We start from the raw sequence: 23,830 nt of genomic DNA on the forward strand, positions 1-23,830 counted from the left end.
TGCTGCCAGATATCATCGGTAAGAAGAGTACGTGCCATTGAAAATATAGAAATAAAAATAACTCAAAGGAGGATTTTAAGTATTTAAAACCAATTCTTCAAATGAGGACACGCCCTAATCTACATAAAAAATAAGAATTCTAATTTTGAAGACGAAAGCGAGTATTTTATAGATCAAATTAATCTCGCTGAACTTAACTTAAGAAATTTCCTTTTAGGTAAACAAGATAATTTGCATCAATACGAACAGCATATCTTCCCCTTATCCGAAATTAATACTCCTCCCAAATCATTAAACTTACCAAGCAATATAAACAGATATTTTCTTCGAAGTATTGGTATAGATGTCTTACAAGGAGATAATGATATATATCTATTTACTAAACTCCCTACTTTTCTAATTTTAGGAATTGTGAGTTCTAATCTCTCATCAAAAATGAGAGCAAGTCGCGTTTCATTAAAACATGGGGTTTCTAGACTATCAAATCTAGTAATGCCTGAATATTTGCTCGGGTACATGAGAAATAAAGCATTAGAAATACAAGAAAAAAGAAACACTATGTCTGATGAGCAAGAAGAGAAAGTAGAAAAAGCTGCTTTAGATAATCTCGATAAAACTGCCGATTCAAAATCTTTTGAAGCAATGATGCATGACTATAATATTTTTGGTGATGAAATATTTAAATAATCCCTCCTAACCTCCCTTTAAAAAGGGAGGAACATCACGAATCCCAAACCATCATAAAATTCGCGTGAAGTCCCTCTTTATTAAAGAGGGATTTAGGGAGATTCTTGTCGAATAAATTGATAAATCACTTCCACTACATCATCAATCTGCCCCATCACCTGCCCATTATCAAATCTCAAAACACGTAGACTCAAATGTGCCAAAGCTTCATCTCGGACTCGATCCGCTTCTAAGCCTTCATTTGTAAAGTGCTGACTGCCATCGCACTCAATCACCAAATTCATAGCAGGACAGTAAAAATCCACGATGTAATTCAAAATCGGCTTTTGCCTATAAAACTGCAAACCTAAAATTTGCTTGTTCCGCAGCCGTGACCATAACAGCTTTTCAGCATCGGTCATGTTATTGCGTAAATCCCGCGAAGCTTGTTTTAAATTTTTATTATAGGGTTTCATTATTATTCTCTTTTTTTAATCCCTCCTTGCGAAGCATTGCTTCTCACCCTTTAAACAGGGAGGAAGTGTCACAAAATTTATTTAATCACATGACAAGTCCCCCCTTTTCAAAGGAAGGAGTTACTCGAATTCTATTGCCTCATAAAAACGAAGAAAAGTCCCCCTTTGTAAAAGGGGGATTTAGGGGGGATTAGAATTGCCCCTTTTCTAACCCATCAATCTAAAATCGCTCGTTTTTACATTTTTAAGTCAGCAAATTTCAAACATTTCCATAATAATAAGACTTTAGATCTCTCCCAGAATACGTGAAGGCCCTCCTCCATGAAAAAACTCCTCAACAACCCTGAAAACCTGGTTGTCGAAATGTGCAAAGGCTTTGTCCTTGCCCATCCTGAATTACAATTTACCGAATCGCATAAAATCATTTCACGTAAAGAAAAACACAATAACGTCTCACTAATCAGTGGCGGTGGCAGTGGTCACGAACCTGCACATGCAGGCTTTGTCGGTACTGGCATGTTAGATGCTGCCGTATGTGGTGACGTATTCGCATCGCCATCTCAAATTCAGGTCTATAAAGCACTGCAACATGTCGCAACAGACAAAGGCGTGCTCATGATCATCAAGAACTATTCTGGCGATATGATGAATTTCCAGAATGGTGCTGCATTGGCTGCGGAAGATGGCATCAAGGTCGACTACGTCAAAGTGGCGGATGATATCGCAGTAAAAGACAGCCTCTATACTGTCGGTCGTCGTGGTGTTGCTGGTACCATCTTCGTGCACAAAATTGCAGGAGCAGCAGCCTCAAAAGGTTTAGAGCTTGCGGAAGTCAAAGCTGTGGCACAAAAAGCGGCAGATAACGTGATTAGCCTTGGTTTTGCCTATAGCTCATGTACCGTTCCTGCGAAAGGTACACCGACCTTTACCCTAGCCGATGATGAAATGGAATACGGCGTCGGTATCCACGGTGAACCGGGCATTCGTCGTGAAAAAATTCTGCCATCGAAAGAAATGGCACAACGTATGGTCGATGACTTATTCCTTGACCGTCCTGACATGCAAGAAGTTGCAGTTCTGGTCAACGGCTTTGGTTCAACACCAATGCAAGAACTGTATGTGTTTAACAATGATGTATGCGAACATTTGGCGCGTAAAGGCATCAAAATTTATCGCACCTTCGTTGGCAACTACATGACCAGTATCGACATGAATGGTGCATCGGTCTCATTGCTTGCTGTGGATGAGGAACTGAAAACCTATTTAGATGCGGAAGCCAATACTCCAGCATTTAAACTGGATGGCTCGCCTGCACTACCATTTGAATTTGCAGCAAAAGACGCAGCAGCAAAACAAACCGCCAATACAGAAGTCGAAACTCAGCCTGAGCATGCTGAAATTCAAAATGAACAGTTCATGATTGAAAATATGCGGTATGTGGTCGATGTGATGGCTGCCTGCATCATCAAAAATGAAGTGCCATTCTGCGAGCTGGATGCCCATGCAGGCGATGGTGATTTTGGTATGAGTGTTGCCAAAGGTTTTAAACAGCTGAAACGCGAATGGCAAAGCCTGATTCAAGCGCAGCACATGGATGAATTCCTGCTGAATAGTTCCATGATTATTATGGAACACTGTGGCGGTGCGTCCGGTCCAATTTGGGGTTCAGCATTCCGTGCGGCCAGTAAAACCATTCAAGGGAAACAAACCCTAAGCGTGGCAGATTTTGCCGAGATGCTTCAAGCAGCAGTCAAAGGCATTCAAGTGACAGGTGAGCGTTCATTTGGTCGTGGCGCTGTAGTGGGCGACAAAACCCTGATTGATGCTTTGTTTCCTTGTGCAGATTCATGGTCTGCCAATACAGACAAACCTTTTAAAGAGAACTTTATACTTGGTGCAGAGGCTGCGGTAAAAGGTGCAGAATCGACCAAAGAGATCGTGGCGCGTATGGGCCGCGCCGGTACGGTGGGTGATCGTAGCTTAGGCTATCCGGATGCTGGTGCACATGGCTTAGGCGTGATCTTTACGGACATTGCCGAGCATATTAAATAAGCTTTGCAAGATTTAAAAAAAAGCCCCGACACTGTTCGGGGCTTTTTTCAAATTTCATTTCCTCTACTGAGCAAGTTTAAAAACACCAGTAATGAAAGGCATTGCTCATCCCCATGAACATGGTCTAACTAAACTTCTCCAAATAACGCTCTAACTCTTCTGTCACTACTATCCGCTTATTGCCTTTCACTTGCTCTTCACTCAATACGCCTTCTGAGTCAATGACCACCACTTTGTGTCCATTCGCTTGTAAACGTTTTACGCCTTCAAATAACATGCGTCCACCTACATCATGAATCAAAGTTAAATTAGTCAGGTCTATGACTATACGTGTTTTAGCATCTGGCTCATCCTGCAAGATCCGCAGCAACATTTCCGATTCGGTAAATTGCAATACACCGCGCAGCTCATACACGATAATGTCATTGTTCTTACCTGCTGTATAACGACTTTGCAAAATGGTCTGTGCCGATGGCGTCCCTTCCATCAGATGCAAGCCCATGTCACGCGACAAACGCTCAAAAATATCTACCCCACGTACACTATGCCCATGCTCATCAATTTTAGGAGAAAAAACCACAATTCCCACCTGCCCAGGCAATACCCCGATAATTCCACCCGACACACCACTTTTGGCAGGAATGCCCACCGTAGTCAGCCAGTCACCCGCCGCATCATACATGCCACAGGTCATCATCACGCTGAGCACTTGGCGCACTACATCACGCTCTAACAACTGTTTGCCAGTTTTGGCCTGAACACCACCATTAGCGAGCACACTACAGATATTTGCCAGATCTTTGACCGTCACCTTAATCGCACATTGCTTGATATATCCATTGACGATTTCCACAGGATCCGAATCCAGTACACCTACAGTACGCAGCATATAGCCAATCGACAGGTTCCGGAATGCAGTTTTGACTTCAGACCTATACACTTGTTTGTCGAATTCCAGTTGACGGCCTGCCAGCTCACTTAAAAAACGGCGCAAGCATTCCGCACGTGAAATGCCTTTTTGTACCGGAATCAAAGAATGTGTGGTGATCGCACCCGAGTTGATCATTGGATTTTTGGGAAGATTGGTTTCTTTATCCAGTGAAATCTGATTAAAAGCCTCCCCTGAAGGTTCAACGCCGACCTTTTCCAGTACTGCTGAAATTCCCAAATGCTGCAATGCCAAGGCATAGGCAAAAGGCTTGGACATCGACTGCATGGTAAATTCGGTTTCATCATCCCCCGTGGAATAAATCGTGCCATCCACCGTGGTCAGCGCTAAGGCGAACTTGTTTGGATCTACCGCTGCCAGTTCAGGGATATAGTCAGCCAAAGCGCCCTGATCATTATCCTGACAGACCGCTAATACATGCTGGAGATAATCGGGCACCGGGGTTTTCATCGAATGAGCTTATTCCAGTTGGCTGTTATTTTTAATTAACATACCGGCTTTTGGCTTAAGCACCAGAGTGAAAAGGTAATTTTCTGCATATCCATGTTATCGGCTGCATTCCCTTTATGGGCAATTCTCCAGAAATGAATTGCATTTTTAAGTATTGTTATTTTTATTGATGTTTTAAGAGACATAAAAAAGGGCGCTACTGCCCTTTTTACTCTGGATGATTTATTTTACTTTGGTTTTACGGATCATCTTGTACAGAACTTTTGGTGAAATACGCGAAACCAGCACACCAAGTTTTTCTTTCTTGCCACCAATCACAATATATTCTTCGCCGTTCTGCAAAGCCTGTACAGTCTGAACCGCAAAATCTTCTGCGGACAGCCCATTTTCAATCGCTTCATCCGGATGTCCTTGCGGTTTTCCTTCACCGTTTAAGGCGTTCAGGGACACATTGGTTTGAACAAAACCCGGGAAAATCACTGAGACTTGAACGCCCTGATCAGCAACTTCAGCACGCAGGCTGTTGGCCCACATATGAATCGCTGCTTTGGCTGCGGAATAGGAAGCTCGATACTGGGTACCGAGCAAACCTGCCACACTGGAAATAAAGACGATACGACCTGATTTTTGTGCCAGAAAGGTTGGCAATACCATTTTGGTGAGAAACACCTGAGAGAAATAATCGACTTCCATAATGGCGCGTTCAGTCTGCATGGTGGTGTCCTGAATCAGGGCACGTTGACTCAGACCGGCATTATTAATCAGCCAGTCAATCCGGCCTTTTTGTTGCAAAACCTGTTCATAGGCATGACGAACCTGACTTTCATCTGTGATATCGGCAATGACTGAAATATGCTGATCTGCATTGCTAAGGCTTTGGCGAACATTTTCCAGTTCTGCATGCCGGCGTGCAGTCAGTACCACCTGTGCCCCAAGTGCAGCACATTGCTGAGCAATCGCCTTGCCAATCCCTGAAGATGCGCCGGTAATCCAGACCACTTTTCCATTTAAGTCTTCAACTTTCGCCATGAAATCCTCTTTCCCTTGTTTTAATGAATATGGTGCTGCATTTCATCTTCCAGAAATGCCAGCAAATGCTCAAAATAATAACTCATCGTATCGGCATCATAGATGCTACCGAGCTTGTCAAAACGTTTATAGCCTAACTGGGTGGTTAAATGAATCACCCCATTCAAGGTTTTATCGACCACCACATTAAATTTCAACATTTTTTTCGGTTCACGGATCAGATGTGTCACCCCTTGATCGACCACCTGAGTAAAGGCTTTTAAAGCGGGTGATACATATTGATGATTACCATTTTTCATCTGGTCAATACAGCCGAGCAACTCCATCACCAGCAATTTTTCCACCGGATATCGAACAAAAGCATCACCTTGATGCTCATAGGTCATGCGATGCAAATAGTTCACCATAGGCATCAGACGCTCATTGCCAAACAACGAAACCGACCACGGCATATATTTACGGGTGTTATGCATAATCTGCTGAATCACTTTTTCGGACTCGCTGTCCGGTGAATTGGCCAACTGCACCACCTGACCAAAAATCTGGTCAATAATTTCACAGGCCATATCGGCCAGATTTTCACCTAAGGGTCTGGCCAGACTGTCTCGCTCGCCGGCATTTAATCGGGAATGCAGGTCTTTAAAGCGCTGATGGGTTTCGGGCTGAAGCTTCAGGGAAATGTTATAGCTCATCTTATTATCCTTTTTGATATGCTGCGATGAGTCGCGTTTTTTTATCAATCTATCATACGATGAGTTGCTATACATGCCAATTGGCTAAAGTTTGCATTTGGTTAAGCTGCCGCATGTACTATTTTTTTTGCTACAATAGATGCAATTTTTCATTCACTTTTGATCTGTTTAGACTATGACTGACTCAGCGCAAAATATCGCGACAACCTACGATCCGACCGAGATCGAGAAAAAATGGTACCAAACCTGGGAAGAGCGCGGTTACTTCAAGCCGTCTCAAAAAGGCGAATCATTCTGTATCATGATTCCGCCGCCAAACGTCACTGGCAGCCTGCACATGGGTCATGGTTTCAACAATGCCATCATGGATGCGTTGACCCGTTATAACCGTATGTCTGGTAAAAATACGCTTTGGCAGCCAGGTACGGACCATGCCGGTATCGCAACGCAAATGGTGGTTGAGCGTCAGTTGGGTGCTGAAGGTATCAGCCGTCATGACTTGGGTCGTGAAAAATTCATCGAAAAAGTCTGGGAATGGAAGGAACAGTCTGGCGGTAACATTACCCGTCAAATCCGTCGCCTAGGTTCTTCTGTAGACTGGTCACGTGAACGCTTCACGATGGATGACGGCTTGTCAAATGCGGTAAAAGAAGTATTTGTCAAACTGCATGAAGAAGGCCTGATCTACCGCGGCAAGCGTCTGGTGAACTGGGATCCTAAACTGCAAACTGCGCTTTCTGATCTGGAAGTAGAGTCAGATAAAGAAGAACAAAGTTCGTTATGGCACTTCAAATATTTCTTTGAAGACAAGTCAGTGCGTACACACGATGGTAAAGATTATATCGTTGTGGCGACAACACGTCCTGAAACATTGTTAGGCGATACCGCTGTTGCTGTTGCGCTTGATGATGAGCGTTATACGGATCTGGTGGGTAAAAACATCATCCTGCCAATTACTGGTCGTGCGGTTCCAATCGTTAAAGATGAATACGTCGACAAAGAATTCGGTACCGGTTGTGTAAAAATCACGCCTGCACACGACTTTAATGACTATGAAGTGGGTAAACGCTGTGGCCTGCCACTGATCAATATCTTCAACAAAAATGCTGAAGTACTGGCTGAGTTTGAATATATTGCGAAAGCGGGTGAGCAGATTTCTAAAACCATTCCTGCGCCTGCAGATTACATTGGTTTAGAACGCTTTGAAGCACGTAAGAAGATCGTTGAACAGGCTGAAGCTGAAGGCTGGTTAGACCAGATCCAACCTTATACATTAAAGCCACCTCGCGGTGACCGTTCAGGCGTGATTGTTGAGCCATTACTGACTGACCAATGGTATGTAAAAATTGCCCCGCTTGCGAAACCTGCGATTGAAGCGGTTCAAGATGGCCGTATCAAGTTCGTGCCTGAGCAGTACAGCAACATGTACATGGCTTGGATGAACAATATCCAGGACTGGTGTATCTCGCGTCAATTGTGGTGGGGTCACCGCATTCCGGCCTGGTACGATGCGGAAGGCAACGTTTATGTAGGTCGTAACGAGGAAGAAGTTCGTGCGAAAAACAATATTCCTGCCGATGTTGAGTTGAACCAGGATGAAGATGTACTGGACACATGGTTCTCTTCAGGTCTTTGGACATTCTCAACTTTAGGTTGGACTGGCGACGAAGCAAAAGACAAAGCCAACTACTTCTTAAATACATTCCATCCAACAGATGTATTGGTGACAGGTTTTGACATCATCTTCTTCTGGGTTGCGCGTATGATCATGCTGACCATGCACTTCATGAAGAATGAAGATGGTACGCCGCAAGTGCCGTTCAAGACTGTGTATGTACACGGTCTGGTACGTGATGGCGAAGGCCAGAAGATGTCGAAATCTAAGGGTAATGTACTTGATCCATTAGACTTGATTGATGGTGTGGATCTTGAAACCTTAGTACAAAAACGTACAACAGGTTTGATGAACCCGAAACAAGCAGCGAAGATTGAAAAATCAACCCGTAAAGAATTCCCTGAAGGTATTCAATCTTACGGTACAGACGCGGTTCGTTTCACCTTCTGTGCGCTTGCCAACACTGGTCGTGACATCAAGTTCGACATGAAACGTGTTGAAGGTTACCGTAATTTTGCCAACAAAATCTGGAACGCAACCCGTTTCGTGATGATGAATGTTGAAGGTCAAACGGTTGGTCAAACTGCACGTCCTGATCTTTGGGAATTACCTGAACAGTGGATCGTGAGCCGTCTACAAAAAGCGACTGCTGCGGTACAAACTGCGTTTGCAACGTATCGTTTAGACTTGGCTGCACAAGCAATTTACGAGTTCATCTGGAATGAATACTGTGACTGGTATGTAGAGCTGACTAAACCAGTTCTGAATGATGAAAACGTATCTGAAGAGCGTAAAGCTGAAGTTCGTCGTGTTCTTCTTTCGGTAATGGAAGCGTCTTTACGTCTTGCGCATCCGTTGATGCCGTACTTAACTGAAGAAATCTGGCAAACGCTTGCACCTAAACTTGGCATTACTGGCGAAACCATCATGCTTGCGCAGTACCCTGTTGCTGATGAAGCGTTGATGAACGACCAAGCTGAAGCAGATATGCAATGGCTTCAAGGTTTGATTGGTGCGGTACGTAACATCCGTGGTGAAATGGGTCTAGGTAATGCGCGTTTATTACCAGTTCTTCTGCAAAACACCACCGAAGCTGAAAAAGCACAGATCACTCGTATTGAACCGTTGTTCAAAGCGTTGGCCAAAGTTGAAAGCATTACCTTCTTGGCTAATGGCGAACAACCACCATTGTCTTCTTCATCTGTAATTGGTCACGTATCTGTATACGTTCCAATGAAGGGCCTCATTGACCCTAAAGCGGAATTGGGTCGTTTGCAAAAAGACTTAGACAAGGTTCAAAAACAGCATGACCAAATTGCAACTAAACTTGCAAATGACGGTTTTGTGGCAAAAGCACCTGCGGCTGTGGTTGAAGGTGAGAAAGCGAAACTTGCTGAGTTTGCTGACCAATTAGCGAAAATCAAAGCGAATATGGAGCAAATTGCAGCGCTTTAATGCTGTAGTTTGATTTAAAGAAATCCCCTCACTTGAGGGGATTTTTTATATATCTACAAGTTAAAGATAATCTACGAGCACGCATAAACTTTTCCCCATGAAATACAAAACTTTTTGTATTGGGTATTGTATGCCTCCAATCATACCGACTTTCCTTTGTTAGACACAGTAAACTATTTTTTTTCAAGTAAACATCTAACTGCTCTTTGTTTTTCTTATGCTCTAACTTCATTAAACAGTCTGATAATAATGAAATTATAAAAATATTGTCATCAAAACTTTTTTCTGAATCTATATGCCAAGTTATACCTTGACCAATTTCATATTCATTAACAATAATTTGATTAGGTCTATTTTTTAGTCCCAACTCATTTAGTTCATAAGTTAATGTATCTAACAATCCCGTAAAAGGCTGTTCTATTTCAAATACTTCACTTGAAACATCTAAATTTCTACTTTTATAATCATAGCGATAACCATAATGCTGAACACGACGGTTTAATTCTGATGACCATGGCTGATTTTCAATATAATTAATTAATTCACAAGACTCTTCTTTAGAAATAAAATCAGGAAGATAAATAAGTCCATTTTCTTTTTCACAAAAAACATTTTCACCTATTTGAGAAGGTGTTTTTTCTGGTTCATCAAATAAGTCATACACGTTTGATTTCCCTTACACAGCAATGCACGTTTGAATCACCAACCCAAGACATATTCTCTTGGTTATTTGACAAGCGATTCAACCTATTCTTATTGACGTTCACCCAAGTATCAGTCATTACTTCAATAGTATATTTTCCACTTTCAACCAATTGGTTCAAAAAGTCTTGATACTTGATATAGCGACCTGGACGGATATTTATGTGTACTAAATAAAATGCCGATAAATTAAATTCATTGAATAATTCATCTATTTTAGTTTCAAAATCATCAAAAGAATTTTCAATTCCATTCTGGCTAAATAGATAACTGAAAACCATAATAACATGATTAATATTTCCCCGAGTTTGGCTACCAAAACTTTCAATTTGGTTTCCATTTATTGTCACATTATTATTCGGATACACTTCATTCAACAAATTTTGGTTAATTGACAGAACATCTTCAACTATGTCATGACCTCGATAATTTAATACAAAATCTTGATTTTCGTGCAAGTTCCTCAATGCAACGGGTAACGCCCCTATACCACAACCAATATCTACAAATAATCCATTTTCCCTAGTTCTATATGCACCATAACCTAGAACTTTAAAAGCCTCCTCGATAGCATTAACTCTTTGAAATAAATAATTATAACCGTAAGTCAAAGCTAAAAAATTTGAGTTACATCGAGTTTGCCCTTTACACATTATCGTATATAAATGCTGGTCTAATGCACTTAAAACCTCATCATCTCTGAGATTTGGATCTCTTAAAGAATTTAAAGCCGTAATTGCTGCAGATAACTCCCAATTATCTTCATCATCATTAGTTAAACAATTAATATGTTCATTGTTGGTTAAAGCTTGTCGTAAAGGCTGAACTATTACTTGATTTAATTGATCTAAATTTACAAGTTTCAATTTATTTACCCCCATCTATTTATATTAAAAACAGTAAATTGGGGAATTATTTGTATTTTCAAGACTATCATTAATCAAAATTCAATTTTACCATCCAACTCAATCACCAAACCAATTTCATGACAGTAAAAATCCACAATATAAGGCTTAATCACATGCTGACGTCTAAATTTTAAATCCATAAAATGCCTAGCACGTAAAATTTGCCACATGAGTGCTTCTGGATTGGTGGCAGTGTGGCGCATGGATTTGGCAAAGGTTAATAGTTGGGGATCGAATTTTTTGTTCATGTTGAATTTAATTTTATTTTTGATGATTATAGCAGATAGCCTTCTCCTCCTTGCAAAGCAGTGCTTCTCATCCCATAGGGAGAAGGAACTTTCATTGTGACTTTAATTTATTGTTATTTAATTCCAATATTGAAATTCTAGCTTAAATTTATTCTGTAATGGATTTCCCCTCTCCTGAGCAAGTTTTAAAGCACTGCTTTAAAATGAAGCGCAAGTGAGGGTTAGGAAGAGGTGAATCTAAAAAATAACCCTCACCCCGACCCTCTCCCAAAGGGAGAGGGAGAAAAACCTTAAAGCATCCCATGCCTTAAAAACATCTCCAAGCCACTTACCTTTTTGATATACATCAACCGTTCTTTTTCGACTTTAATCTGCTGTTTGATGGCTGAAGTATCTTCATCGATTTGCTTATACAAGTCAGCAATCTGAACCTTGCCTTTCGCCTTTTTTACTGCAATTCTGGTTTTCGATGACCAGACCAATCTATGAATCAATGTATCGATCTGCTCTTGTAATTTCTGGCTCTGTGCATCCAAAGCCAGTTGATAAAACTTGAGTTGCTCTGCGCTTAAACCCTTTTGTGAAACCTCCTGATCTTGTTCAATCTGCAGTTGCATTCTCAGTAACGTAAACAGGTCCTGCTCTGCATAAGCCTCATTGGCACGTTGCAATAATTCAGTCTTCTTGATTTTTTTGACATCATTCACTTCACGGTCAGGGTGAATGATGGCAGCAATTTTTAAATATACGGTTTTCAATGACTGCTCTGCCATCGCTGCTGCCTGCTCCTGTTTTTCCTGCTGACGTTTTAACCTGGCTTGCTCACGTACCTGCTGAAAATGATCTGATTCCCACTCTTCAAATACTTCTACATCTGCAAGATCTGAGGGATGCTCATTCTTAAAAAATGTTTCCAGTTCATTTACTTTCTTTTGGCTTTTTCTGAATTGGGCATGTTCGGCACGTTGCTGATAGTAAGTGAAGATTTCATTCACTTTATGAGCTTGTTGCGCAGACATTGCCTGAGAGTCTTTTAGATAATTTGCAAGGTATTGAATCTTTTCATCCAGCACCACCAGTTCTGCCTTGGAAAATGGGATTTCCTGCAGGTGCTTCCAGAGCTGTTCCAGCTGCTTGAACAGTATGCCATGCAATTCATGGTAGACCGGCATGAAGGTTTTATGAGTATATTGCTGCAGATCTTCTTCAGCCTGTTGCCATTGGAGTAATTCCTGTTTCTGTTGCTTGATTTTATCAATCAGATGATCCAGCTTCTTCTGCTGTGGCGAAAGCGCTGTGAATGGCTGAATCATGGTTTTCAAGTCAAAGAGCATGGCAGGAGAAAGTCAAAGAAGAAATAAGATCCATATTAAATCTTTCAGCTTTCGTCACAAAGTTCTTTTCCGTGTGCCCTTTCGAAATTTGTATCAGAATTAAAAAAAGCAGACCAAAGTCTGCTTTTTCGCTCTCATATTGATTATTCTAACACTACACGGCCATTCAAGGACTGCACCGGACGGTTATTTGGGTGTCCCATCAGTTTGGCAAATTCCGAAATCTGCTTGGCAGAAGCCTGCTGAATATCTTTCAGAATCAGCCAGCGTACGCCTTCCGAACATGGCGGTGTAGTCAGCGAGCCGCTAAAGCGATAATAATCCAGATTTTTAGGCAACATCTGATTCACAGCTTGTGGCGTTTTCAAAACCACTTTCTCGCCCTGCTTTTTCGGTAAACGGTTCCACATGCGTTTGAGCATCTGGCTTTCTGCACCCTGCTCGAACATCATCCCCACGACAGCCAGCTCACCTTTGGCATTGGCATGGACAAAGTGGATTTCCAGTGGATAGCTTTTACCCTTGATCAGGTTTTCACTCGGACTATGCAAATGAAATTGCTTTAGTACAAAGGTATCGCCATCCAGCTGCAATTCACCACCTTGCGCAAAATCCACCTGAACAGTATGACCTTTATTTTCGATCGCATGAATCATGGTGTTATAGCTGAACTTGAGCGGTTCCAGTTCTGCTTTCACTGTTCGCTCGATATTGATCGGTGACTGGTTCAGACCGTTACAGGCCGAATATTTCTGGCTCAAAGTCGACCATTGCTCAGGCTGAGTATAATCCCAATCCGCATCTGCCCAGACTGCTGTACTTAAACCCATAACCGTTAAAAGCGTGAATATTTTTTTCACAATACATCCCTTGTTGGAAGTCAAAATCACAATTTCTAATTTAAAAACAGTTTATTAACCTGGTGTAATCACTCTATTTTTCAGGCCACAAACTACAGATGTTTATAGAAATGAAGTGATTTGCTTACAAATTTCTAAACACTCCTACGTATTCAAAATAAGTTGTTATGAATTTATATTGATAAATTTCAAATGGATAATAATTCTTTAGATCTAAAAATAGACAGCAAATAATGTGATCTTCTTCAAACTTAATCTGCTGATTTTTTATGCATTATTTACATGAAATCTCTATCTTATTTTCAATAGATCAAATAGCTAGATTTTTAAGTTCAAGCTCTTTTTTAAATAGAATCTATTTTTATTCATAAACTTACACAATCACAGCAGCAAATAAAATACTGATATTGCTAGACTCGAGCCAAAGAGAAAAATGAGGATAAAGAATTTAAATGGACTGGGCGACCATATTTATAAATGACACCACCTGGGAGTTTACCGCAGAAATTTTGCTGCGTTGTGCCCTGATGTACACGATGATTATCCTGTTTTTGCGTCTGACCGGAAAACGTGGGGTACGTCAACTTTCTATCTTCGAAGTCGCTATCATTTTGAGCTTGGGTTCGATTGCCGGCGACCCGATGTTTACTGAAGATATTCCCCTGATTCAGGCAGTTCTGGTGATGTCGGTGATTATTATCATGTACCGCCTGACCACCTGGCTCATGATGAAATATCAGTGGTTTGAAGACCTACTGGAAGGTAAACCGATTTATATCGTAGAAGATGGCGTGCTGGTCGTTGAAGAAATTAAAAAAGGTAAGATGTCACATGATGAATTCTTTGCCGAAATGCGCCAGCAAGGCGTAGAGCATCTGGGTCAGGTACGCACCGGTTTACTGGAAACTGACGGTAAGTTCAGTATCCTGTTCTTCAAATCGGATGAGGTTCGGCCTGGGCTGCCACTTTTTCCTAAAACCTGCTCTATTGTCCAACAGGTTAAGGCCGGGCAATTATATGCCTGCATTTACTGTGGACAGGTACAAACCCTTTCGCATGCCGACCAGCAATGTCCGCGCTGTGATTCTGCGCAATGGGCCGAAACGATTGACTGTTTAAGAATCACTTAAGCGCGATTTAATAACTGCAAATGGACAAAAATTTCCGGCAGTTGCTGAATTTTATATTGGATATGTTCAGCATCTGCATGAAAGCCTTGCATCCATAATGCATGCATTCCGGCCTCTGTAGCTCCCTGTACATCATTAATGGGATGGTCGCCAATATACAGGCACTGTGCAGGCTGCACGCCTAGACGCTCTGCAGTGATCTGGAATATTTCCGGCTGTGGTTTGTTAAAACCCACCAGCCCGGAACTGATGATCTCATCAAAATAAGGTTCAATACCCAAACCCCGAATCGTATTTAAACGGGTGTCATGTCCGCCATTGGATACAATTGCCAGTTGATAGCCTTGGGATTTTAACTGCTCTAGCACCTGCTTGGCATCGGGCATTTCTACGGCGAAACGGCCAAACTGGCTGAACCAGAATTGGGCCAGTTCATCTATGCTCGGGGGATTTAACCAGGATAGCTCCTGCAATAAGGCATAAGCAGCCGAAGCCCCGATACTGCCATGTGTCAACAATTCCTTTTTCGGATAACCGCCATTATCAATGCGCCTTACAATCTCAATAATTTTTTCTGGTTCGACCCGTGCCAATGCTGGCGCATAATATTCTGCCAGATAACGGCTATAGGCTTGTGTCGTCAGATCACGATGGGTCAAGGTATTGTCGAGGTCAAATAAAACAGCTTGAATAGGCATAATTTTTAAAACGAAGTGCTGAAACTTTCAATCATGTTAACAGTCCGAAACTTGTTAGATCAGACATAAAATTGCTAAGTTTTGTTGTTTTAAGCATAAAAAAAGCGATGCTAAAGCATCGCCTTTTCTTAGAGTACAAAATCTAAATTAGAATTTGTATTCAACACCTGTACCTACGACTGGCTGATCCGTTTCATTTGAACCTTGTTCTAACATTAGGTAGCCCGCATAACCATATGCTTTCACCTGCTTGCTGAATGCATAGTCTGTACCAACTAGAATTTGTTGAGCTTCATAATCAGCTTTGGCAGTAGTAAATTCAGTTGTGCTTTGACTATATTGACCTTTTACTGTCCATGCTTTTGCTGTTGGCAAATTGTATTCAGCTCCAATTAACCAAGCTTGTTGATCATCAATAGCTCTGATTGATTCAAGCCAAGTTACTGAAGTGTCATTGTCAGCATTTGCTGTCTCTTCGACTTCTGAAACTTGATAGAGTGCCTTAAGTGCTAAACCATTATCTAAATTTACTCGGCCAATCGCACGGATCGTATTTGCAGCAGCAAATACACTACCTGCGGCTCCACCTGTTACTTCTGGAGCAGATGCATTCAAAATACCGCGACCAGCAAAATTTGATGGAATTGCTTTATCGTAACCAAGACCTAAAACAACTGCTTTGCTGTCATATACTACAGATGCTGACCATGCATCACCCAAGCCACGACCTGCAACTTTAGAACCGCCTTTAGACGAGCTAATACCACCAGCTTCACCCGTAGCTAATAGTGCAGTTGCTTTTAGTTTACCTTCACCTACTGCAAAGCCAGGAGCTTCATAAACTACAACATTATCGATACGGTTTTCACCGGTAAAGATACCTGCCATATCCGCTTTATTTGCAACATAGTTATTGAAAGTATCAACTACTGAAGAAAGCTGTTTTACAGGCGTATCGATTTTACCTAGTTTTACTGTACCTAACTTTTCATCCTTAAGGCCGACTAAAAGATTACGCGGTACGAATGTGTCATTGCTTCCACCATTGTCTACATAGAATGTAAATTCAGCTTGATAAAGCCCACTTAAACGATCAGTCAGTTTTTCATCGCCTTTTAAACCAAGAAATGAATTGTTGCTGTTTACTTCCACAACATCACGATTTCCATTGGCATTATCTTCAGGTAAATAATCAACTGTAGCATCAATCTCACCATAGAAAGTTGGTGCTGCAAAAGTTGTCCCCGCCAAAAGGCTGAATGCAATTGCTGTTGCTAACTTAGTTTTCATCAAAAATATCCTTAATTTATTTTGTAACAAATAATACACACGGCGCTTATATTACAAAATTATTAAATTAATATTTATATATTCTATTTAGTACTTTAGGCTAACATTTAACCAAATAGTTGATTATTTAGAAATTTTATACTTTTTCTGCAACTTTCATCCATCGGAAAATTGGAATTAAACTAAAAATTGCCACGATCACGATGAGGTTCAGATAATTTTGATAGCCTAAAGCATCTCCAAAAATGCCACTCAGGCTATAAAGCCCCCCACTTACAGTGGCCATCAGTGCAACCTGAAATGTAAAATCAGTACCGGCCAGATGCTTGCGACTGTATTGCATAACCAAGGTCAGCATGACCACCAAAAGCATGGCAGAGATCATATCTTCGGCCGCATTGATGAAATAAATGATCCAGTTCTCTACTTTGCTTTGCGTTTCATACTGTGCCGCTAACCAGGCATAGGCAATTAGAGTCATGATTTTTAGAACTGAAAAAATCAGTAAACTCCAGCTACGCGACCAGTATTTCAGGCACCAACCCGCCAGTCCGGCCCCAATCAAGGCAGCCAATGCTCCCAGCATCGTGACATAAAGACCAATCTGGCTAAAGCTCAGTCCGAGATCTACCATTAACGGTTTTAATAAAGGCCCGGATAAACCATCGGCGATTTTAAAGGTCAGTAAAACCAGAAGCCACCTCGCCAAGCTTAAATCTGACCAGAAGTATTGAAAATAGGTTTTTATATTGCTGAATGCAGGTCGTTTATCAGCTGGCGTGATAATTTTTGAATGCTGAGGTTCTCTAAAAAGTAAAATGGGTAAAGTATTAATAAAGACCAGAGCGGCCAATAATAGAAAGGTAGCTTGCCATTGCAGCAGATCGAGCAACCATAATACTGCTCCACCTCCGACAATAAATCCCAGTCGTGAACCGATGACCTGAAAGGTATTACCCCAATGTTGCTGTTCATTTTTCAGAATATTGACCGCCAGTGCATCGGTGGCAATATCCTGCGTGGCGCCAATACCATTCATCAATAAAAGCGTGATAAAAAACAGTAGTAAATACAGCGGCTGATTCAAAGCCTGAATGGGTAGAAAAGAAAGTCCAATCAAGACAGCAACTGACAGCCATTGCAAGGGAATAATCCAGCTACGGTAATGACCTTGGGATTTCTTCCCATAACGATCGACCCAAGGTGCCCAGAATATTTTAATCGACCAAGGCAGCATTAACAGGCCAAAGCCTCCGATATGCGCCAGCGATACCCCTTCAGCTCGCAGAATGACCGGCAAGGCATGCGTCATAAATCCGACCGGAAGCCCCTGTGCCCAATATAGGGAAAACAGTAAAATATAGGTATTCCGCATATTTAGGCTAAGTCCTTAAGGTGAAAATGCATCACCAGCATTTAAGATGCTATACATTTTGCCAATGATCCGGATTTTACAACAGTCTAATATAATAAAAAATAAAGAAAAATTAGTTTCAGGAAGGGACAAAAGCAATGGCCCAAATACGTTTCCCCCAACTCCCGCCGCATGTGCCAGCCCGCGGCAGCAAGCTGAGCCGGACTTTTTTCAGGCAGCTTTTTTTGGCCCAAGGTTGGCGTATGGAAGGCGAATTTCCAGACTTAGCTAAAGCTGTGGCGATTATTTCACCGCACACCTCCAATATTGATGCCTGGCTCGGTTTTAACGCCCTGCTTGGTCTCGGTATTCAGATTACGATTTCGGTAAAGACAGCCTGTTTCGCACTCCACTCAAGCCGGTTCTGGAATGGATTGGGGTCGTTCCGGTGGTACGGGATAATCCACAAGGACATACCCGACAGATTGTAGACATCATTGAAAAATCAGAACAGATCTGGGTCGGTATGGCACCGGAAGGTTCACGTAAGGCGCCAGAAAAAATTCGCAGCGGTTTTTATCATATTGCCAAGGCAGCCTATTTGCCGATTGTGATGTTTTCTTTTGATTATGCTATCAAGACCATTCATATCCTGGGCGTGTACCATCTGACCGGTGATTATGAATACGACCTGGAAGAGATTTATCAGCATTATCAAGGTAAATTCTCGGCCAAAAATCCTGACTGGGTGGCCAAGCCGTTACAAAAGCTTTTGAAAAAAGACTAGGCAAATACGGCTTTTTTTGATGTGATAGCCTGAATTTTGTTGATTTAATCACCAGTTTTTATAATGAAATTAGCTCGTTATGCCTTAATTGGCTGCCTTGGTTTCAGTCTTGCAGCCTGTGACAAAGCCACTAAAACACCTACGCCTGCCACGCCATTAAAAGCCCGTGAACCTGTCGTCGCCATTGCCCTCGGTGGCGGCGGTGCCAAAGGTTTTGCCCATATTGGCGTCATTAAAGTGCTCGAATCACACGGCATCAAACCGAAAATCGTCACCGGTACCAGTGCCGGTAGTTTTGTCGGTAGCCTGTATGCCAGTGGCAAATCGCCTTATCAGTTACAGCAGATTGCCCTGAATTTTAAAGAATCTGATATCCGTGATTTAACCTTGAACCGGCAAGGGATTATTGCCGGACAAAAATTGCAGAATTTCGTCAATAAAAATGTGGCGAACAAACCGATTGAACAATTCCCAATTCGTTTTGCTGCAGTTGCCACTCGCCTGGACAATGGGCGTAAAGCTGACTTTATTAAAGGCAATGCCGGACAGGCGGTTCGTGCTTCCTGTAGTATTCCGAATGTATTTGTGCCTGCCGTGATTGGCGGCATCAAATATGTCGATGGCGGTCTGATTAGCCCAATTCCGGTCAAGACCGCCAAAGATATGGGAGCAGACATTGTCATTGCCGTGGATATTTCTGCCCGTCCGGATGGTAATAAAGCCTTGAATATGTGGGGCGTACTGGATCAGACCCTAAATATTATGGGACAGCAAAGCATTAATGAAGAGTTGAGTCAGGCCACTGTGGTGATTCAGCCCAAAGTTGGACATATCGGTACTTTAGACTTGAAAGCCAGCAATGCCACCATTCTTGAAGGTGAAAAGGCCGCTCAGCTAAAAATCCGTACTATTGAAAAAGCCATTAGCAACTTTAAGCAGTCGCCAGCGGCATTTAAACCGCCACGTCAGGCAAAATTTTGATCCACGAATTTTTTATATTCATCTGCAGCCGCATCTGCTACATTGAAGATCAATCATATAAAGATGATGATTAATTAAATACTTAGCGATATAGGTCACGATATGGAATTAGTTCTTGAACCTTGGCACTGGTTTGTATTAGGCATTCTTCTGATTCTGTCGGAATTACTACTGCCCGCATTTGCTGCCCTCTGGTTCGGGATCGGTGCCATCATGGTTGGCGTCCTGTACTGGATGTTCCCGATGATGGGACTAACGACCCAGCTCCTGACCTGGATCGTACTTTCTGTTCTGTGTACGCTGCTCTGGTTTAAGTTTATCAAGCCACTTTCCATTGACAAGACCAAAGCCGGTCTATCGCGTGAAGCGACCATTGGTCAGGTGGGCATGGTGATTCAGACTAATCTGGATCATGGGCAAATCCGGGTGCGCTTTCCGATGCCAGTTTTAGGTTCGGATGAATGGGAATGCCGAACTCTGGACCCAGTTCAGGTCGGAGACCGCGTTCGCGTCGTGGATATTCTGGGTAATGACCTGGTCGTACAACCTCACAGCACGAATTATCAAAATCAATAAGGTGAATAAGCTATGTCTGGTGGTTCTATCATTGTTATCGCGTTTCTGGCCTTTGTTGCGATTACCATATTTAAAGGTGTGCGGATTGTGCCGCAAGGCTACAAATGGATTGTACAGCGTCTGGGGAAATACCACACCACGCTGAATCCGGGCCTGAATTTTGTTATTCCTTATGTGGATGAAGTCGCTTATAAAGTCACGACCAAAGATATCGTTCTGGATATTCCCTCACAGGAAGTGATTACTCGTGATAACGCGGTCTTGCTGATGAATGCCGTGGCCTATATCAACCTGACCACACCAGAAAAAGCCGTGTACGGGATTGAAAACTATTCCTGGGCGATTCAGAACCTGGTTCAAACCTCACTACGTTCAATTGTCGGTGAAATGGATCTGGATGATGCGCTATCTTCACGTGACCATATCAAGGCACGCTTGAAATCCAGTATTTCCGATGATATCTCGGACTGGGGTATTACCTTAAAAACTGTAGAAATTCAGGATATTAAACCTTCAATCACTATGCAAACAGCGATGGAAGAACAGGCCGCTGCTGAACGTCAGCGTCGTGCAACCGTCACCAAAGCTGATGGTGAAAAACAGGCTGCAATTCTGGAAGCAGATGGCCGTCTGGAAGCCTCACGTCGTGATGCCGAAGCACAAGTGGTACTGGCTGAGTCTTCACAACGTGCAATTGACATGGTGACTTCCGCCATTGGTGATAATGAAATTCCGGTCGCCTATTTACTCGGTGAACAGTATATTAAAGCCATGCAGGATATGGCCAAATCGCCAAATGCCAAGACGGTAGTACTTCCAGCCGATGTGTTAAATACGATCCGTGGTGTTATGGGTCGCCCTAACTAATTGATCTTTTCACTTTATATATAGGCAGCCTGAGGGTTGCCTATTTTTATTCGCACAAGAAAATCTCAGCAAAAATTGTGAATTTATGGTTAAATTTCGCGTTTATTTTTGAAATCTACTGGATTTGATGTTGCCTGGCTTTCGGATTAAAGCTTTTCGCAGCTGTCTTATTCCTTGTTTCGATCTACTGTCCAACTTAAAAATGGATACCGTATGAGCTCCCTAAATCCAACCTTAATTACTTTTCTTTTCTATATTGTCGCAATGGTGGTGATCGGCCTGATGGCTTATCGCGCGACAAGCAACTTTTCCGATTACATCTTAGGGGGCCGACGTTTAGGGAGTTTTGTCACTGCACTTTCTGCAGGGGCTTCCGACATGAGTGGCTGGCTCCTCATGGGCCTGCCCGGTGCGATTTATCTTTCCGGCCTGTCTGAGATGTGGATTGCCATCGGTCTGATTATTGGTGCCTGGCTCAACTGGCTGCTGGTTGCTGGCCGTCTGAGGGTGCATACCGAAGTTCAGCACAATGCCCTGACCCTGCCGGATTATTTCTCGAATCGTTTTAACGACCAGAAGAAAATCCTGCGTATTGTTTCGGCTTTCGTGATTCTGATTTTCTTTGCGATTTACTGTGCTTCCGGCATGGTTGCAGGCGCGCGTCTGTTCGAAAGCATGTTTGACATGTCTTATAGCACCGCGCTCTGGATCAGTGCCATTGCCACCATCAGCTATGTGTTTATTGGTGGCTTCCTGGCTGTGAGCTGGACCGATACCATTCAGGCGGGGCTGATGATCTTTGCCCTGTTGCTGACACCAATCGTAACGTTAATGGCGTTCTCGGATATGTCCCAGGTGACTTTGGCACTGGAGGCTGCTCGTCCTCAAGCAATGAATATTCTGGGTGATCTCAGTCTTGTTGCGATTATCTCGCTCTTGGCTTGGGGTCTGGGTTACTTTGGCCAGCCGCATATTCTGGTGCGCTTCATGGCTGCAGATTCAGTCAAATCCATTCCAAATGCACGTCGTATTGGCATGACCTGGATGATTCTGTGTCTGGGCGGTGCAGTCGCAGCCGGCTTCTTCGGTATTGCTTATTTCGAGCAGCATCCAGAACTGGCAAGCGTGGTGAATGCCAATCCTGAAACCGTATTTATGGAACTGACCAAAATCCTGTTTAACCCATGGATTGCAGGTGTGGTGCTTGCTGCCATTCTTGCCGCAGTAATGAGTACTTTAAGCTGTCAGCTCTTGGTCTGCTCAAGTACCCTGACTGAAGATTTCTATAAGTCTTTCCTGCGTAAAAATGCCTCGCAAAAAGAACTGGTCTGGGTTGGCCGTTTGATGGTGCTACTAATTGCCTTGCTGGCGATCTGGATGGCAGGTAATCCTGAATCTAAAGTTCTGGGTCTGGTGGCTTATGCCTGGGCAGGTTTTGGTGCCGCCTTTGGCCCGCTGATTATCCTGTCACTGTTCTGGAAACGCATGACCTTGAATGGTGCCTTAGCGGGTATGATCGTTGGTGCAGTCGTGGTTATTTTCTGGAAAAACCTGTTTGCTGACACTGGCCTGTATGAAATTGTTCCTGGCTTTATCTGTTCAATGCTGGCGATTGTAGTGGTGAGCCTGATGGGTAAAGCACCAACAGCAGAAATTACCGACCGTTTTGAAGAAGCTGAACGCCTGTATAACGATAGCAAATAATTCTGTATCAACTAAAAAGAGGACTTCTAGTCCTCTTTTTTTATGGAATTACTTTAAACCTTTTAAGGAAAATAATTTTTCAATCAGCTTTTTCGCGTGAGCAGGAACTGGGTAATTTGCATCAACTCTTCCGCCTGACCTTCAAAATGATTCAAAGCATTGATCGCCTGATCGTATAATTGCTGGGCATAGGCTTTGGCCTGCTCCAGACCCATTAATGCCGGATAGGTTGATTTTTCAACCTGTTCATCTTTACCTGCAGTTTTCCCCAACACGTCGGTATCGGAAATAATATCCAGAATATCATCCTGTACCTGGAAGGCCAGACCAATCGCCTGTCCAAACTCACGCAGTTTCGGAATGGCCAGATCAGTGCCATCAAAAATAGTCACCGCCGCCATCATGATCGCGGCGCTAATCAAAGCACCGGTTTTATTGCGATGGATGGTTTCCAGTGCTTGCTGATCGATTCTCTTACCTTCAGACTGCAAATCTAAAACCTGACCATTCACCATTTTCGAAGAAGCAGTTGCCAGAATCTGCATCTGCTTCAGTACAATAGAAGCTTCTACCGCTGGCCCCTGATCAAACAGACGGCTACCCAAAATTTCAAAAGCCATCGATTGCAGGATATCACCTGCCAACAACGCTGTATCTTCTCCATAAGCTACATGACATGTCGGCTGGCCACGGCGCAGCAAATCATTGTCCATACACGGCAGATCATCATGGGCCAATGAATAGCAGTGAATAAACTCGATCGCAACCGCTGCACGGCGTACTGCGGCACTATTCTGGTTGGGTTTTAATGCAGCGGTGGCATAGCATAGCGCTGGACGTACCCGCTTGCCACCCAGCATCACAGCATGATGGACTGCCGACCTTAACGGTTCTGGAATGGCAAAGGCTTCCAGAGCGGTCAATAAATCCTGTTGAATGCGGTGTTGTGCTTGAGTGAGTGCATGGGTTGATACGTCAGTGATAGATGACACATTCGCCTCGAATAC

Annotated in this window: 20 protein-coding genes and 2 pseudogenes; 9 read left to right on the forward strand and 13 right to left on the reverse strand. The window is 42.8% G+C overall.

What is annotated here, in order from left to right:
• The first annotated feature begins 231 nt into the window (after positions 1 to 231).
• The gene (locus tag ACTL4S_RS01270; RefSeq protein ID WP_441298592.1) at positions 232 to 687 is read left to right on the forward strand and encodes a hypothetical protein; all 456 of its coding nucleotides are present in this window, start codon (positions 232 to 234) and stop codon (positions 685 to 687) included.
• 92 nt (positions 688 to 779) lie between these two features.
• On the opposite strand, the gene ACTL4S_RS01275 is transcribed toward ACTL4S_RS01270, so the two are convergent.
• Positions 780 to 1,142, reverse strand: a complete 363-nt coding sequence (locus ACTL4S_RS01275; protein ID WP_004730319.1) for an endonuclease domain-containing protein — start codon at positions 1,140 to 1,142, stop codon at positions 780 to 782.
• Between the two features lie 321 nt (positions 1,143 to 1,463).
• Here ACTL4S_RS01275 and dhaK point away from each other — a divergent pair, with 321 nt between their 5' ends.
• A complete protein-coding gene (gene dhaK / locus ACTL4S_RS01280; protein WP_441298593.1) occupies positions 1,464 to 3,194 on the forward strand; it encodes a dihydroxyacetone kinase subunit DhaK in 1,731 nt (576 codons plus the stop codon).
• Positions 3,195 to 3,318: 124 nt separating this feature from the next.
• On the opposite strand, the gene ACTL4S_RS01285 is transcribed toward dhaK, so the two are convergent.
• The 3 genes from ACTL4S_RS01285 to ACTL4S_RS01295 form a co-directional block, all read right to left on the reverse strand.
• Complete coding sequence (locus tag ACTL4S_RS01285; protein ID WP_441298594.1) at positions 3,319 to 4,593, reverse strand: glutaminase; 1,275 nt, start codon at positions 4,591 to 4,593, stop codon at positions 3,319 to 3,321.
• Positions 4,594 to 4,815: 222 nt separating this feature from the next.
• Positions 4,816 to 5,622 carry an SDR family oxidoreductase gene (locus tag ACTL4S_RS01290; RefSeq protein WP_180086543.1) on the reverse strand — a complete coding sequence of 269 codons (807 nt, stop codon included), beginning with the start codon at positions 5,620 to 5,622 and terminating at the stop codon, positions 4,816 to 4,818.
• 20 nt (positions 5,623 to 5,642) lie between these two features.
• Positions 5,643 to 6,314 carry a hypothetical protein gene (locus tag ACTL4S_RS01295; protein ID WP_004646248.1) on the reverse strand — a complete coding sequence of 224 codons (672 nt, stop codon included), beginning with the start codon at positions 6,312 to 6,314 and terminating at the stop codon, positions 5,643 to 5,645.
• Between the two features lie 175 nt (positions 6,315 to 6,489).
• On the opposite strand from ACTL4S_RS01295, the gene ACTL4S_RS01300 reads away from it, so the two are divergent.
• Positions 6,490 to 9,384, forward strand: a complete 2,895-nt coding sequence (locus ACTL4S_RS01300; protein WP_441298595.1) for a valine--tRNA ligase — start codon at positions 6,490 to 6,492, stop codon at positions 9,382 to 9,384.
• Between the two features lie 28 nt (positions 9,385 to 9,412).
• Here the strand turns inward: ACTL4S_RS01300 and ACTL4S_RS01305 are convergent, their stop codons facing one another.
• The 5 genes and pseudogenes from ACTL4S_RS01305 to ACTL4S_RS01325 all read right to left on the reverse strand — a co-directional run bounded on the left by ACTL4S_RS01305 (position 9,413) and on the right by ACTL4S_RS01325 (position 13,406).
• On the reverse strand, positions 9,413 to 10,048 hold the full coding sequence (locus tag ACTL4S_RS01305; protein WP_052209077.1) for an alpha-ketoglutarate-dependent dioxygenase AlkB: 636 nt from the start codon (positions 10,046 to 10,048) through the stop codon (positions 9,413 to 9,415).
• Complete coding sequence (locus tag ACTL4S_RS01310) at positions 10,041 to 10,952, reverse strand: hypothetical protein (protein WP_441298596.1); 912 nt, start codon at positions 10,950 to 10,952, stop codon at positions 10,041 to 10,043. The genes ACTL4S_RS01305 and ACTL4S_RS01310 overlap by 8 nt, the downstream gene beginning before the upstream one ends.
• Before the next feature lie 89 nt (positions 10,953 to 11,041).
• Positions 11,042 to 11,242 (reverse strand): annotated as a pseudogene (locus ACTL4S_RS01315) (endonuclease domain-containing protein); the annotation flags it as partial.
• A gap of 290 nt (positions 11,243 to 11,532) precedes the next feature.
• Entirely contained in the window at positions 11,533 to 12,576 is a 1,044-nt protein-coding gene (locus tag ACTL4S_RS01320; protein WP_441298597.1) for a coiled-coil domain-containing protein, read from the reverse strand.
• 143 nt (positions 12,577 to 12,719) lie between these two features.
• The gene (locus ACTL4S_RS01325; protein ID WP_114541195.1) at positions 12,720 to 13,406 is read right to left on the reverse strand and encodes a carbonic anhydrase; all 687 of its coding nucleotides are present in this window, start codon (positions 13,404 to 13,406) and stop codon (positions 12,720 to 12,722) included.
• Between the two features lie 482 nt (positions 13,407 to 13,888).
• On the opposite strand from ACTL4S_RS01325, the gene ACTL4S_RS01330 reads away from it, so the two are divergent.
• Positions 13,889 to 14,566, forward strand: coding sequence for a DUF421 domain-containing protein (locus ACTL4S_RS01330; RefSeq protein ID WP_441298598.1), 678 nt, complete (start codon positions 13,889 to 13,891; stop codon positions 14,564 to 14,566).
• Here the strand turns inward: ACTL4S_RS01330 and ACTL4S_RS01335 are convergent.
• From ACTL4S_RS01335 to ACTL4S_RS01345, 3 genes are all read right to left on the reverse strand, one after another.
• On the reverse strand, positions 14,563 to 15,264 hold the full coding sequence (locus tag ACTL4S_RS01335; RefSeq protein ID WP_441298599.1) for an HAD family hydrolase: 702 nt from the start codon (positions 15,262 to 15,264) through the stop codon (positions 14,563 to 14,565). The two genes, ACTL4S_RS01330 and ACTL4S_RS01335, sit on opposite strands and share 4 nt — an antisense overlap.
• A 147-nt stretch (positions 15,265 to 15,411) precedes the next feature.
• Positions 15,412 to 16,554 carry a porin gene (locus ACTL4S_RS01340; protein WP_441298600.1) on the reverse strand — a complete coding sequence of 381 codons (1,143 nt, stop codon included), beginning with the start codon at positions 16,552 to 16,554 and terminating at the stop codon, positions 15,412 to 15,414.
• A gap of 136 nt (positions 16,555 to 16,690) precedes the next feature.
• A complete protein-coding gene (locus ACTL4S_RS01345; RefSeq protein WP_441298601.1) occupies positions 16,691 to 17,929 on the reverse strand; it encodes an MFS transporter in 1,239 nt (412 codons plus the stop codon).
• A gap of 137 nt (positions 17,930 to 18,066) precedes the next feature.
• Between ACTL4S_RS01345 and ACTL4S_RS01350 the strand changes: the two are divergent.
• The 5 genes and pseudogenes from ACTL4S_RS01350 (at position 18,067) to putP (ending at position 22,823) form a co-directional block, all read left to right on the forward strand.
• Positions 18,067 to 18,695: pseudogene (locus ACTL4S_RS01350) on the forward strand (1-acyl-sn-glycerol-3-phosphate acyltransferase).
• Between the two features lie 63 nt (positions 18,696 to 18,758).
• Positions 18,759 to 19,676, forward strand: coding sequence for a patatin-like phospholipase family protein (locus tag ACTL4S_RS01355; RefSeq protein WP_005267139.1), 918 nt, complete (start codon positions 18,759 to 18,761; stop codon positions 19,674 to 19,676).
• A gap of 102 nt (positions 19,677 to 19,778) precedes the next feature.
• Entirely contained in the window at positions 19,779 to 20,252 is a 474-nt protein-coding gene (locus ACTL4S_RS01360; RefSeq protein ID WP_005104688.1) for an NfeD family protein, read from the forward strand.
• Between the two features lie 12 nt (positions 20,253 to 20,264).
• Positions 20,265 to 21,119: an SPFH domain-containing protein gene (locus ACTL4S_RS01365; RefSeq protein ID WP_004279377.1), complete on the forward strand. Its 855-nt coding sequence runs from the start codon at positions 20,265 to 20,267 to the stop codon at positions 21,117 to 21,119.
• Positions 21,120 to 21,332: 213 nt separating this feature from the next.
• Complete coding sequence (gene putP / locus ACTL4S_RS01370; RefSeq protein ID WP_441298602.1) at positions 21,333 to 22,823, forward strand: sodium/proline symporter PutP; 1,491 nt, start codon at positions 21,333 to 21,335, stop codon at positions 22,821 to 22,823.
• Positions 22,824 to 22,906: 83 nt separating this feature from the next.
• On the opposite strand, the gene ACTL4S_RS01375 is transcribed toward putP, so the two are convergent.
• A complete protein-coding gene (locus tag ACTL4S_RS01375) occupies positions 22,907 to 23,815 on the reverse strand; it encodes a polyprenyl synthetase family protein (RefSeq protein WP_441298603.1) in 909 nt (302 codons plus the stop codon).
• Positions 23,816 to 23,830 lie beyond the last annotated feature (15 nt).

It is taken from the genome of Acinetobacter lwoffii (genome assembly GCF_052078135.1).
Taxonomy (GTDB): Bacteria; Pseudomonadota; Gammaproteobacteria; order Pseudomonadales; family Moraxellaceae; genus Acinetobacter; species Acinetobacter lwoffii_Z.

Coding starts and splice junctions, on each gene's coding strand:
- ACTL4S_RS01335 (WP_441298599.1), bottom strand. CDS start 15,264: ATGCCTATTCAAGCTGTTTTATTTGACCTCGACAATACCTTGACCCAT.
- ACTL4S_RS01365 (WP_004279377.1), top strand. CDS start 20,265: ATGTCTGGTGGTTCTATCATTGTTATCGCGTTTCTGGCCTTTGTTGCG.
- ACTL4S_RS01355 (WP_005267139.1), top strand. CDS start 18,759: ATGAAATTAGCTCGTTATGCCTTAATTGGCTGCCTTGGTTTCAGTCTT.
- ACTL4S_RS01345 (WP_441298601.1), bottom strand. CDS start 17,929: ATGCGGAATACCTATATTTTACTGTTTTCCCTATATTGGGCACAGGGG.
- ACTL4S_RS01285 (WP_441298594.1), bottom strand. CDS start 4,593: ATGAAAACCCCGGTGCCCGATTATCTCCAGCATGTATTAGCGGTCTGT.
- ACTL4S_RS01300 (WP_441298595.1), top strand. CDS start 6,490: ATGACTGACTCAGCGCAAAATATCGCGACAACCTACGATCCGACCGAG.
- ACTL4S_RS01325 (WP_114541195.1), bottom strand. CDS start 13,406: ATGGGTTTAAGTACAGCAGTCTGGGCAGATGCGGATTGGGATTATACT.
- ACTL4S_RS01320 (WP_441298597.1), bottom strand. CDS start 12,576: ATGCTCTTTGACTTGAAAACCATGATTCAGCCATTCACAGCGCTTTCG.
- ACTL4S_RS01295 (WP_004646248.1), bottom strand. CDS start 6,314: ATGAGCTATAACATTTCCCTGAAGCTTCAGCCCGAAACCCATCAGCGC.
- ACTL4S_RS01330 (WP_441298598.1), top strand. CDS start 13,889: ATGGACTGGGCGACCATATTTATAAATGACACCACCTGGGAGTTTACC.
- ACTL4S_RS01360 (WP_005104688.1), top strand. CDS start 19,779: ATGGAATTAGTTCTTGAACCTTGGCACTGGTTTGTATTAGGCATTCTT.
- ACTL4S_RS01275 (WP_004730319.1), bottom strand. CDS start 1,142: ATGAAACCCTATAATAAAAATTTAAAACAAGCTTCGCGGGATTTACGC.
- ACTL4S_RS01340 (WP_441298600.1), bottom strand. CDS start 16,554: ATGAAAACTAAGTTAGCAACAGCAATTGCATTCAGCCTTTTGGCGGGG.
- dhaK (WP_441298593.1), top strand. CDS start 1,464: ATGAAAAAACTCCTCAACAACCCTGAAAACCTGGTTGTCGAAATGTGC.
- putP (WP_441298602.1), top strand. CDS start 21,333: ATGAGCTCCCTAAATCCAACCTTAATTACTTTTCTTTTCTATATTGTC.
- ACTL4S_RS01290 (WP_180086543.1), bottom strand. CDS start 5,622: ATGGCGAAAGTTGAAGACTTAAATGGAAAAGTGGTCTGGATTACCGGC.